We start from the raw sequence: 12,568 nt of genomic DNA, 5'->3' as shown, positions 1-12,568 counted from the left end.
GAGTTGATTTTTACTGGTACGCCGGATGGGAAGTTGAGTTGGAAGGTGAGCACGATGAACATCGGCGATCAACTCGATTATCGTGAGCAGATGCACGGTGTGCTGGAACCAATCAAGTAGTGTGGTGCCGACTGTTAAGGTCTTGTGAGCGGTAGCAAACTTGGATTGTGGTTTAGGCTGCTGCCTTAATTTTCCTTGTTTCCTGATGGTCCTAGTTCAAGGTGTGGTGCTCGATCGGGGAATGAGCTTGATCTAATTGTAGCAGAGCTCAATGAGCGTGCGAGCTTCTCAATGACCTCCAACACGACCTGCTGCTTAAAATCTCACCGTGCTTCGATGCAACGCGATACAGGCCTAATCTCGCGATTCGATGAATTCTGCTCTCGGACTGCCTGCGAAACATGTAACACTACAAATTTTGTTATAGGTTTCTCAGCACGGTGGGCTTAACCTCAATTCCATTCTTCACAAGTCTGGGCTTTGCAGAATCATCAACTGCGTCATGAGCAACAAAATTACCCTAATTGCTAGAATCTATATGAAGCTGACCAGACTTCGGCTCAAAATAACCGACAGGACCGAGGAATCCGGCTTCCCGCAACTTTGCACACTTGTATTTGAATGGCTTGCCACCATTTTCCGTATACTCGAATTCAGAAACATACCATTCTGCGGTGCCGGGTAAGTCCCGGCAAATTCGCTCAAGATACTCAGTATCAGCGCTCCCCATTGAAAATCCACCACTCAATACTCGCGTGGTCTGACTGCCTATCTTGTCGAAAAAATTTCGGTGAAGTTCTAGCTGAACTGTCACGTCTTTTTGCAGGATTTGGTGAATTGAAGAGATTTTATTGTCCCATTGGTGCCATCCTGTCTGTTCGCTAACTCCCTCTTTCTGGGAGCCAAAAATAAGTCTTTCTGAGTGCGTTAGTCTTCCGTGGATGTGTAGAACATTTTGGATATCGTAAATCTCTTCCAAGGTGTCTGTATAGTTGAAGGATAGATAACCGGTGTTGCTTGGGGCAAGTTCTTGAAAATTGTAGATGGGAGCTAGTGCTTTTTTTGTACGTATGACAGTGTCTTCTAGCCATTTGGCTAAGAGCTCTTCAACTTGAGTGAAAGCGATAAGAAGAGCATTAGATTCATCCTCCATGACGTATCTGGCGTGCGGAGTTGGAAAGCCTTCGGCGTCTAGTGGGATTTCCACAGCATCGTGAAAATAGCCGAAATCTATTTTTGCTAGCAAATCCTCGAAATTATTCCATTCCTCTGAATCAGTGGTCTCGAACGCTCCCAAAAGAACTTGGGCGACATCCTTTAGATCGGCAACCTCCTCGCCTCGAGGTAACATGCCGATGCTTGGTATAAAGTGTCCCTCGAACTCCCCATATTTTTTTGCTAGGTACTCCTTAAATTTTGCATAACTTGTTTGTAGTTCATGGCTTATATCAAAACCATTTCCAATGATAAAAAGTGTACTAAAATTACGCATGATAGATTTTTCTGTTTCATGCATCAGTATACCATATGGTATGCGATTGCTGGTTGTTGTTCCTTATCGCCGGTGACCAGTTTCTGGTCTGCACGACATCGCGGGGGTTCGCTAAGTAGTCGTATTACATTTTTCTTACAATCCTCCCTCGAGTTTCAGTTTTCCAACCAGTGCGGGATCATCTTTGTGATGATGAAGGAGGGCGAGTGTTGTTGCGAGGAGAGCGCCCATCAGGCGGGGTTAGGTCATCCAAGTTACCTCCCTCAACCTCTGCACCAACTCCTCTGGATCATTTTTCAGCCCGTCGGCGATGCGTACGATCTTGTGCAGGCTGAGATCACGCTGGCTCCATTCGATCTGGCCGATGTGCATCTGTCGTAGGCCGCTACGACTAGGATACTCACACGGTCGAAACCAGTCCCATGGTTTGGCTTGATTTGACCTCGCCAGGCGCACCCAATCTCACCACTGACACCACGACAGTGACATTGGTGCCGAGTGCACCCAGCCGACCCGACAACGCTAGCGGATGGCTATTGGGTGCAGGCCTTGTAACAACAAGCCACAGTCAGACACAAAGGGGCAGAGGGACAGCCATGAACTGCCCATTACCTTGTTAGTAGCTCCTGGTGATAGGTGCCGGGGGCTGGGCCAGTTACTGTGGGCATGATGTCTCGCCCCTGTCCGTAGATGATCCGGAGGTATTGCCCCACCTGGCTCACCAGCTCATCGCCCTGCACGCCCAGCGGGCTGATGTCGCCGCACCAGGTCGAGACCCTGGCGGACCTACCCTCTTTACCAGGTCCTGACCTCCATGCCCAGGATCGGGGGTCAGGACCGCCGCCGTCTTCCTGGCCGAGACCCTGGCAAAAGCTTCAACACCGGTGCGCAGCTGGGCCTCCTACGCCGAGCTCGCTCCCGTCACACGCCGATCCGGCTCATCGGTCCGTGGTGAACACTCCTTTCACGGCGGCAACAAGAGGCTTAAGCGCACCATGTTCCTATCCGTTTTCGCCTCGCTACGCTCCGACCCCGTTAGCCAGGCCTGCTACCAGCGCAAACACGAGCAGGGAAAGCGTCACAATCAGGCCGTCCTATCCCTGGCCCACCGCCACATCCTGACCCTTCACGCCATGATTCGGGATTGAACCCTCTACGATCCACAGCCATCGGCAGTCACCCGCAGCCGCTTGACACATCGCATAGAGGCACCCCTCTGCCCACACGGACCCAGGCTGGATGACTGTTGGGGACCTGAGCCGAGGACCGAAGAGCATAGGCGAACCCTGGAACGCAAAACCCTTGATCCGCAGAAGCCGAATCAGGACTTTCACAGGAGAAAACTGGCCACCGTATCGATAGCCGTGGTGCGCGAGAGAGGAGTTGAACCTCCACGCCCTAACGGGCACTGGCACCTGAAGCCAGCGCGTCTGCCATTCCGCCACTCGCGCATTGCTGTCCCTCATCGAGGCAGCTTGATGAGCCTAGCACGGGCCCATCCGGAGCGGCAAAACAGATTCCAGGGAGATAAACCCTGTGGCTGCTGCTTCGCCCGAAGTGATCCGACAGCGGCGCCACAAGCACCGTGTCGCGCAGGGCGGGACTGCGACGCAACGAAAACGACCGGGCTGCTAACGCATGACCCGGTCGCATCGGAAAAGCATGTGGTCATGCGGTGACCGAGGTCAGCTCCTCGGCGAAATGGCAGGCCACCATGTGGTCGGCTTTGCCCTTGTGCTCAAGCACCGGCACGTTCACGTCGCAGGTGCCCGTCTTCGCTTTCCAGCAGCGCGTGTGGAAGCGGCATCCGGTAGGCGGGTTTGCGGGGGAAGGTACGTCGCCGGACAGCACGATACGTTCCCGCTGGGCCTGGATAACCGGATCGGGCACCGGGGCCGCCGACATGAGGGCTTGGGTGTAGGGATGCATCGGATGCGAGTAGATCTGGTCGGCCTCACCCTGCTCGGCGATCTGCCCCAGATACATCACCGCCACTCGGTGCGAGATGTGCCGTACCACCGCGAGGTCATGGGCGATGAACACATAGGCCAGCCCCAGTTCGCGCTGCAGGCGCTCCAGCAGGTTCACTACCTGAGCCTGCACCGACACGTCGAGGGCCGACACCGGCTCGTCGCAGACCAGCACCTTTGGATTCAGCGCGATACCCCGGGCAATGCCGATGCGTTGCCGCTGGCCACCCGAGAACTGGTGTGGATAGCGGTTGATGTGCTCCGGGTTCAGACCCACCTGTTCTAGCAGCTCTTGCACCCGGGCCCGCTCGGTGCCCTTGAGCCCCAGATCCTTCTTGTGGATCAACAACGGCTCGGCGATGATATCGCCCACCGTCATGCGTGGATTCAGCGAGGTGTAGGGGTCCTGGAAAACGATCTGCACATCGCGGCGCATCTCCCGCAATTCCTGGTCGGTCTTCAGCTCCCGCCCCTCCAGCAACACCTTGCCCTCGGTGGGACGCTCCAACTGCACCAGCAGCCGACCCAGCGTCGACTTGCCGCAGCCAGATTCGCCGACGATCCCGAGGGTTTCCCCGGCGTGCAGCTCGAAACTCACCTTGTCGACGGCCTTCACGTGACCGATGGTGCGTTGCAGTACACCCTTTTTCACCGGGTAGTACTTTTTCAGATCTCGGGCCTCAAGGACGACCTCACTCATGCCTGGTCTCCGTTCTCCTCGGCCACCGCAGGCTGTATCCCGGTCACCACCTGCAACCCATTGGGCTGCAGGGTCCCGGCCACCAGCTCGCTGACGAAATGGCAGGCCGACGAGCGGTTCCCACCCAGATCGACCAGCGGTGGCACCTCACCGGTGCGGCAGACATCCTGTGCATAACGGCATCGCGGGTTGAAGGCGCAGCCTTCGGGAATCTTCGTCAGGTTCGGGGGCAGGCCACCGATCGCCACCAGCTGCCCGGTGGACTGATCCAAGCGGGGAATCGAGTTCAGCAGGCCCTCCGAATAGGGGTGTGCCGGGGAGGCATACAGTTCCTTCGCCTCGGCCTGCTCGACAATACGCCCCGCATACATCACGTTGATCCGGTCGGCGACGTCGGCCACCACGCCCAAGTCGTGGGTGATGAGGATCAAACCGGTACCGGTCTCGGCCTGGAGCTCCTTGAGCAATTCCATGATCTGGGCCTGCACCGTCACATCGAGGGCGGTGGTCGGCTCATCGGCGATAAGAATCTCCGGATCCAACGCGATCGACATCGCGATCATGATGCGCTGGCGCATGCCGCCGGAGAATTGGTGCGGGAAATTGCCGTACCGGGCCGCAGCGCCCGGAATATTCACCCGCTCCATCAGCTTGATGGCCATGTCCTTCGCCTCGGCCTTCGAACAGCCGCGGTGCACCCGGAACATCTCGGCGATCTGCCACCCCACGGTGAACACCGGGTTCAGCGCCGACAGCGCGTCCTGGAAAATCATCGCGATCTTGCGGCCGCGCACCACCCGGCGCTGCTCCTCAGGCAGCTTCAACAAGTCGACGCCGCGGAACAGGATCTCACCCCCGGTCACCGAGGCCGGCGGGGAATCCAGGATGCCCATGATGGTCTGCGCGGTCACCGACTTCCCGGAGCCCGACTCGCCCAGGATCGCCAGAGTCTCACCCCGGTCGAGGTGGAAGGATGCGCCGTTGATCGCCTTGGCTTTTCCGTCACGGGTGTTGAATTCGACGTTCAGGTTCCGCACGTCGAGCAGATGCCCATCGCTGGGAGTCCAGGTGGCGAACCCCTCAGGTTCGCGAATCTGCTTGTTCTTCGCCATTGTCAACGTCCCTTCGGATCGAAGGCATCACGCACGGCGTCGCCGAGCATGATGAAAGCGAGCACCGTCACCGACAAGAAGACCGACGGGAACAGCAGCATGTGGGGGGCGGATTGAAGCAGGCCGAGGCCCGAGGCGTTCGAAATTGCGATACCCCAGGAAACCACCGGCGGTTGCAGGCCGATGCCCAGGAACGACAAAGTCGCCTCGGTGGCGATATAGGCGCCAAGATCGATGGTGGCCACCACGATCACCGAGGTGAAGGCATTGGGTAGCACATGCTTCAGTACGATCCGCAGCGGGGAGGCTCCTAAGGCGCGGGCCGCCTGCACGTAGTCCAGCGGTTTCACCTGTAGTACTGCCGAGCGCATGATGCGGGCGATACGAGGCCATCCGAGGATGGTCAGCACGAAGACCACCTTGCCGACCACCACGCTGTAGGGGGTGTCCAGGCCGGAGGGGAAGGAGGTCATGAACAGCACACCACCCAGCAGCAACGGGATGGCCCAGAAGATCTCACCGACGCGCGACAGCAGGGCATCAAGCCAGCCGCCACGGAACCCGGCAACCAAGCCAATAATGCTGCCCAGCAGCAGCGTGCCGACGGTGGTCAGCACCCCGACGAGGATCGAGGCACGTGCCCCGTAGATGGTGCGGGCGTAGATGTCATAGCCCTGCCCATCGAAGCCGAACCAGGCGTCTCCCGACGGGGCCTGGCGGGCCCGCGACAGGTCGGCTGCCCGCGGATCTGACTGCGGGGCAAGGGCGGTGAACAACTGCGGGAACAGGGCCATGATGATCATGATCATGATCAGTGCCGTGGAGAACCAGAACGACGGGCGTTTGCGCAGTTCCTCCCAGGCATCCCGGCCTAAGGAACGGGCCCGTTCCCTGGTCGGGACGGCATTCGCACCATCCGGTCCAGGTTCCGCGGCTGTGCTGGTGCCCTCCTTGGTCGTCGCTGCGTCGCCGGTGACAGGATTCATCTCACTCATGGCCAATCCTCGGATCGAGAGCGCCGTACAACAGGTCGACGATCAGGTTCATCACCAAAAACACCAGTACCAGCATCGTGATAGTGCCGACGACGGCGGTGGCGTCCTTGGTCTGGATCGATTGGAAGACATAACCCCCGATCCCGGGAATGTTGAAGATGCGCTCGGTGACGATCGCACCACCCATCAGGGCGCCGAAGTCGGCTCCGATGAAAGTGACCACCGGAATGAGTGAATTGCGGAAGGTGTGGATACCGACGATCCGCCCGTTCGACAGTCCCTTGGCGCGGGCGGTGCGTACGAAATCACTGGAAAGGTTGTCGGCTAGGGAGTTGCGGGTTAACCGAGCGATGTAGGCCATTGACAACGACCCCAGCACCAGGCCGGGTAACAGCAACTGGTTCCACGTTCCCTGTGTTGCTGTGACGGCAAACCACTGCAGTTTCACGCCAAAGACCATCTGAGCCACCGAGCCGAGAACGAAGGATGGGATGGAGATGATCACCAAGGTGCTGACGAAGACCAGGGAATCCCAGAAGGATCGGCGGCGCAGTCCAGCGAGGATGCCTGCGGCGATGCCGATGAGGGCCTCGAAGATGATTGCGATGATGGCAACTTTGAAGGTGACCGGCCAGCGGTTCATCAGTTGATCGGCGACTGTGGTGCCGTTGAAGGAGGTGCCGAAATCACCATGGAGCACCTTTCCTAAGTAGCGGACGTACTGGATGATCAACGGCTGGTCGAGGTTGTATTCCGCATGGATCTTGTCCACATATGCCTGGGGGCAGGGGCGTTCGCCGCAGCGCCCAATGGTGGGGTCGCCGAGCGAGAAGACCATCCAGTAGATGAGGAAGGTCGTGCCGATGATCACCGGGATCATCTGCAAAATCCTTCTCAGGACGTAGGTACCCATGACCGTCCCACCTTCACATTCGTTTCCAACGTGGCACTTTAGGCCAATACGGCACCGGTCGGCCACCGAGCGAGTCGGTGGCCGACCGGTGTTGCCGTGGTTACTGCGACTTCCAGCAGGTCACTTCACCTTGACTGCGGAATAGTCGAGACCGCCGAAGGCGTTTACAGCCACGTTCTCCAGCCGGTTGGACCAGCCGACAGAAGTCATCGGGTACCACAACGGGGTGGTCGGTAGATCGGCGGCGAGCTTCGCCTCGGCCTCACCGTAGAGCTTGTTGGCTTCCTCCTCGGTCGAGGCAGCGGCGGCTTGGGTCAGCAGGGCTTCGAACTCGGGATTCGAGTAGCGGGCCCAGTTGGATTCGCCGCCAGTCTGGTACAGCGGGGCGAGGAAATTCTCGATCGAGGGGTAATCGCCCTGCCAGCCCTGACGCATCAGACCCATGACGGTACGGTCCTTGATCTGCTTCTGGTATTCATCGAAGTTGGGAGTGGCGACGACCACGCAGTCGAGGCCGATGGCTCCGCGGATCGAGTTGCAGACGGCCTCGGCCCAGTCCCTGTGGGAGGCATCTCCGTTCACCGTGATGGTCAGGGTGCCGCTGTAGCCACCCGACTCGTCGTAGAGAGCCTTGGCAGCCTCAGGATCGTAATCGCAGAACTCGCCGCAGGCGGTATCGGTCGCACCATTGACGGTCTTCGGTGCCCAGCCATGGGCTGGCTTGGCGGCACCGTTGAGGATCTGTTCGGTCACCAGCTGACGATCAATCGACTTGGAGATCGCCTGGCGCAGCTTCAGGTTGCTGGCCAGCTGCGGGTCGTTGGGTGAGAACACTAGGCCCGCGTAGCGCAGGGTCTCGCGCTGCATCGAACGATCCCCCAACTGACTCTGGAACTGGTTGTCCACCAGGAAGGAGCTCGGAATCTCATCGGTGAAGTCGAGTTGGTTAGCCACCACATCGTTGTAGGCCGCTTGGGAATCGGTGTAGACGCGAAAGGTGATCGAATCCACCTTAGCGGCCTCAGGGCCAGAGTAGTCGGCGAACTTCTCCAGGACATACTGCTGGTTGTCACCAGAGACGAACTTGAACGGGCCGGAGCCGACCGGCATCTTGCCGTAGGCCTCGGGATCAGCGAAGAACGAATCAGGCAGCGGGGAGAATGCGGTGTAGCCGAGACGGATCGGCAGGTTCGACACCGGGGTGGCGGTCTCGATGGTGAAGGTGTAGTCGTCGACGACCTTCAACCCATCCATCTCGGTAGCGGTGGCGCCCTCGGCGCCGATCACATCGGCACCCTTGAATACCGACATGAAGGAGGCTCCGCCCTGGCCATTGGCGTAGGCGGCGGTGTAATTCCAGGCCTTCACGAAGTTCTCGGCCTTCACCTCGGTGCCGTCGTGGAACTTGTAGCCCTGCTTCAGCTTGACGGTGAAGTGCACGTTGTCCGAGGTCTCGATCGACTCGGCGATGTCCATCTCCGGGGCCGACGTCTCGGTGTTGTAGCGGATCAGCTGGGATGTGATCGCCTCAAGCATGTTGCCACCGCAGGTTTCGGTGGTGTTACCCGGGATCAACGAGTTCTTGGGAGTACAGCCACGGACGGTGATTCCGGTGGATTCACCGGAGCCGCCGGAGCCGCTGCCACAGGCGGTCATTGCCAGGGCGAGCACAGCGGCGGACGTCGCAGCTGCGACGCGGAATTGCTTGCGCATATGGTTTCCTATCGTGTATCTGGTTGAGCGGGGTCCCGCATTGACCATATGGGCCAGTTTCTACCGCCAACACGGGCCGGGAAGCGAATTATTCACGATTTTGTGATGGAATCGTGTCTTGAGGTCAAGAGATCTGTATTTATCTCTGGCAACGGGTAATGCCTTCTGAGCTGGCCGTCATCCGGTCTCTTCGGTCGCCTTGATGGATTCAGGAAGGTTACCCTGGGTAATGGACTCAGGCCTTGTCGGCAATCCGGTGAAAGCTTCAGTCCAATCTGGTGAAATCGGTCACCCAGCAGACCAGTTCCCCGGCCTCGTCGCTGGCTACCGGATCGACCACGGCACTGATCACCCAGTCGTGATTTCCCTGCGGGTCGTCGACGGTCTGGCGCACCTGCCACAACTCGTCGTCGGTAGTGATCGACAATAACCCGGGTGAGCGGGCCTCGGCGCCGGTGCCGATGTCGTCGTGCTCGTCCCAGTAGTCTGCGAGGGCCTCATCCCAGTCGTCACCAGTGAAACTGGTCCCGTCGTGCGGGGAGTCCAACTCGGCCAGCCCATCCGGGTCGTCGGCTGCCGCCAATTGAATGCGGCGGAACATCGCATTGCGCACCATCACGGTGAACGCCCGTAGGTTGCCGGTGAGCGGACGCACCTCCGAGGTCTGCCGGGCCTGTCCGGCTACTGTCGTGGAATCCGGATTGGCCAAGGCCTCCCATTCGTCGACCAAGGAGGAATCGGTGGCACGGACCGTCTCGCCCAGCCACACGATCAGATCCTCCAATTCCTCGGTGGTGGCCGGCGGCGGCACTGTTTGGCGCAGTGCCCGCCAGGCGTCGGAGAGGTAGCGCAATACCAGTCCCTCAGAGCGTTGCAGTTTGTAGTGGGCGATGAACTCAGTGAAAGTCATGGCTCGCTCCACCATGTCGCGCACCACCGATTTCGGGTGCAGCGGGTGTTCCACCAGCCAGGGATGGTCTTTGGCGAAGCTCTGATGCACTTCGCCGAGTTCTTGGGCTAGTGGTTGGGGCCAAGTGATTTCTTCGAGGATTGCCTGGCGCTCTTCGTAGTCATAGCCTTCGGCCTTGAGCTCGCCGACCATCTCCCCGCGGGCCTTGTGCTCCTGGGCCCACAGCACGGCCATCGGATCCTCCAGGGTCGCCTCAATGACCGAGACGACGTCGAGGGCGTGATCGCCGGAATCGGGATCGAGCATTTCGATGGCCCGCATCGCGAAGGCGCTCAACGGCTGGTTCAGGGCGAAATCGTCCTGCAATGCTCCCGACAGATCATGGCGGCGTCCGCCGGAGGTGGGATTGTCGCGGCGCACCACCACACCTGCCTCCAACAGCGAGCGTCCCAGGGCCACGGCACGACGCAACTGGGCTCGCTGGGCCTTCGGATCACCAATTGCCTCGGTCACCACGTGGTGCACTGCGATTCCGGTGTCCTCGTCACGTTCCAGGAGATTGAGCAGCATGGCATGGGTGATCCGCAGACGGGGATGCAGGGTCTCGGGGGCCGCATTGATCAGTTTCTCGTAGGATGCCTCGGTGTAATTGACCACACCCTCCGGCGGCTTCTTGCGACGCACCGATTTCAGTTTCTTCTCGTCCCCGGCATGCTTGGCCAGGATGCGGGCGTTCTCAATCTGGTACTCCGGGGCCTGGACGACGACATTGCCCACCGGGTCGTAGCCGGGCCGCCCCGCACGTCCCGCGATCTGGTGGAACTCCCGGGCCCGCATCAGCCGTTGGCGTCGCCCGTCGAATTTGGACAAGGTGGTGAACACCACGGTGCGGATCGGCACGTTGATCCCCACCCCCAAGGTGTCGGTGCCACAGATCACCTTCAACAGCCCTTGCTGGGCGAGGGTCTCCACCAGGCGACGGTATTTGGGCAGTAGCCCCGCGTGGTGTACCCCGATACCCATCGGCAACATCTTCGACAAGGTGGCCCCGAAGCCGCGAGCAAAACGGAAGTGACCAATCGCATCACTGATGGCGCGTCGCTGTTCGGTGCCGACGAGCCTGACCGACATCAGGCCTTGCGCAGCCTCGGTGGCCGAGGCCTGTGAGGGATGTACCAGATAGACCGGTGATGAGTTGGTGTGCACCAACTCGGTGAGAGTTTCCGACAGTGGGTCCAAAGACCAGTTGAACACCAGTGGGACGGGGCGAGCGACCCCGCTCATCACGATGGTCTCGCGTCCGGTGCGCCGAGTGAGGGCGGCTTCCAGGGCCGAGGTATCGCCCAGGGTTGCCGACATCACCATGAACTGGGCCTGGGGTAGCTCGCTGGTGGCCACCTGCCAGGCCCAGCCGCGGTCTGGATCCGCGACGAAGTGATATTCGTCGGCCACCACCATGGCGACGTCGGCTCGTGACCCCTCGCGCAAGGCGATGTTCGCCAGGATCTCAGCAGTGCAGCAGATGATCGGGGCATCTGGGTTCACCGAGGCATCCCCGGTCACCATGCCAACCAGGTCGGGGCCAAATTCGTCGACCCAGGCGAAGAATTTCTCCGAGACCAGCGCCTTGATCGGGGCCGTGTAGTAGGCCCGGCCGCGATTCGCCAGGGTGACGACATGTGCGGCGGTGGCGATCATCGACTTTCCCGAACCTGTAGGGGTGGTGATGATGGTGTTCGCGCCCTGCAAGGTTGCCACCAGTGCGTCCACCTGGTGGGGGTAAAGCTTGATGCCACCGGCGCTGGTCCAGGCCTCGAAGGCATCGAAGAGAGCATCGGGGTCTGGGTGAGGACCGAGACGGTCCAACAGATCGGCGAGTGGATGGCTGGGCACGGCTCGATTCTTCCACGGCTGGATGAGTCGGCGTGCGGACCGCCTGATGCAACACCTGCAGTGGTGACCAGGAAGATCCAACTGTGGTGAACTCATCGCCTCAGGTCATTGTGGGTGGTGGGATGATAAGGCCATGGAGAGTCGTCCGGAACTGCCTGCCGGGTTGCGTGGTGCGGGTTTGGTCGTCGCGTTACCCGAGGTGCCGCTCGACGACGCTATCGCGCCTGTGGAAGTGCTGGTCCAAGAGGGCGTCGAATGGTTCTCCACTCCAGCGAGCGGTGAACTAGGACGCCGACTTGCGGAGATCTTTACCTCCCGTATCCGTCTGGGAGTCCACGCCCTGCGCGCGGCGGGTGAGGTGGATTCCCTCACAGGTGCCGAATTCGCCATGACGAACACTGATCCGCGATGTTGGTCGTTGCTAGCGAAGGCCGGAGTGCCTGCCGTCGCTGGGGCGATGACCCCGCGTGAGGTGGCCGAGGCGTGGGCCAGTGGGGTAGCTGCGGTCCAGGTGATCGGGGCGCAGGCTTTCGGTGAGGGATATCCGGGACTCTTGCGCGAGCAGGTCGGCGACGAGGCCGTGTTGTGGGCCCGCGGGATCGATGATGCATCTGCTGCACATGCCTGGGTGCAGGCCGGTTCGATGGTTGTGTGCTCCACGCGGGTGCTGGGTGACGCCATGGGCGGGGGAAATCTCAACGCCCTGCGCACCAGGATCCGTCCGCTGGTCTTGGCCACCGGCTCGCGTCAGTAGGCCGAATTGGCTTTGGCTCTGGAACCAAACCCAGCCAGCTTTCGTCAAGGAGCAGCCGGGCGATGACGCCAGACGATCCGGTCCACCGTTCGGGGTGTCGCTATAAGGGGTGCCAA

At 60.0% G+C, this 12,568-nt stretch carries 9 protein-coding genes, 1 tRNA gene and 1 pseudogene; 2 read left to right on the top strand and 9 right to left on the bottom strand.

Going from position 1 to position 12,568, the window contains the following annotated elements:
* Window positions 1-520 precede the first annotated feature (520 nt).
* Complete coding sequence (locus tag HMPREF1531_RS02580) at window positions 521-1,516, bottom strand: bacteriophage abortive infection AbiH family protein (protein ID WP_036897041.1); 996 nt, start codon at window positions 1,514-1,516, stop codon at window positions 521-523.
* A gap of 216 nt (window positions 1,517-1,732) precedes the next feature.
* On the bottom strand, window positions 1,733-1,864 hold the full coding sequence (locus HMPREF1531_RS14255) for a hypothetical protein (RefSeq protein ID WP_269593232.1): 132 nt from the start codon (window positions 1,862-1,864) through the stop codon (window positions 1,733-1,735).
* 458 nt (window positions 1,865-2,322) lie between these two features.
* On the opposite strand from HMPREF1531_RS14255, the pseudogene HMPREF1531_RS13180 reads away from it, so the two are divergent.
* Window positions 2,323-2,640, top strand: a pseudogene (locus tag HMPREF1531_RS13180) (transposase); the annotation flags it as partial.
* A 217-nt stretch (window positions 2,641-2,857) separates the two neighbouring features.
* Here HMPREF1531_RS13180 and HMPREF1531_RS02570 read toward each other — a convergent pair.
* From HMPREF1531_RS02570 to HMPREF1531_RS02540, 7 genes are all read right to left on the bottom strand, one after another.
* A tRNA-Leu gene (locus HMPREF1531_RS02570) sits at window positions 2,858-2,943 on the bottom strand.
* A gap of 217 nt (window positions 2,944-3,160) precedes the next feature.
* Complete coding sequence (locus HMPREF1531_RS02565; protein WP_016668331.1) at window positions 3,161-4,162, bottom strand: ABC transporter ATP-binding protein; 1,002 nt, start codon at window positions 4,160-4,162, stop codon at window positions 3,161-3,163.
* Entirely contained in the window at window positions 4,159-5,274 is a 1,116-nt protein-coding gene (locus HMPREF1531_RS02560; protein WP_016668330.1) for an ABC transporter ATP-binding protein, read from the bottom strand. Before HMPREF1531_RS02560 ends, HMPREF1531_RS02565 begins: the two co-directional genes overlap by 4 nt.
* 2 nt (window positions 5,275-5,276) lie before the next feature.
* On the bottom strand, window positions 5,277-6,269 hold the full coding sequence (locus HMPREF1531_RS02555) for an ABC transporter permease (protein ID WP_016668329.1): 993 nt from the start codon (window positions 6,267-6,269) through the stop codon (window positions 5,277-5,279).
* Entirely contained in the window at window positions 6,262-7,182 is a 921-nt protein-coding gene (locus tag HMPREF1531_RS02550) for an ABC transporter permease (protein WP_016668328.1), read from the bottom strand. Before HMPREF1531_RS02550 ends, HMPREF1531_RS02555 begins: the two co-directional genes overlap by 8 nt.
* 120 nt (window positions 7,183-7,302) lie before the next feature.
* A complete protein-coding gene (locus HMPREF1531_RS02545) occupies window positions 7,303-8,895 on the bottom strand; it encodes a peptide ABC transporter substrate-binding protein (RefSeq protein WP_016668327.1) in 1,593 nt (530 codons plus the stop codon).
* 265 nt (window positions 8,896-9,160) lie between these two features.
* Window positions 9,161-11,698: a DEAD/DEAH box helicase gene (locus HMPREF1531_RS02540; protein WP_016668326.1), complete on the bottom strand. Its 2,538-nt coding sequence runs from the start codon at window positions 11,696-11,698 to the stop codon at window positions 9,161-9,163.
* 133 nt (window positions 11,699-11,831) lie between these two features.
* Here HMPREF1531_RS02540 and HMPREF1531_RS12725 point away from each other — a divergent pair, with 133 nt between their 5' ends.
* Window positions 11,832-12,452: a hypothetical protein gene (locus HMPREF1531_RS12725; protein WP_016668325.1), complete on the top strand. Its 621-nt coding sequence runs from the start codon at window positions 11,832-11,834 to the stop codon at window positions 12,450-12,452.
* The last annotated feature ends 116 nt before the right edge of the window (window positions 12,453-12,568 follow it).

The organism is Propionibacterium sp. oral taxon 192 str. F0372, from assembly GCF_000413315.1.
Lineage (GTDB): Bacteria > Actinomycetota > Actinomycetes > Propionibacteriales > Propionibacteriaceae > Brooklawnia.
Note: the sequence above shows the minus strand (reverse complement) of the source record. Positions and strands in the feature narration are given on the sequence as shown.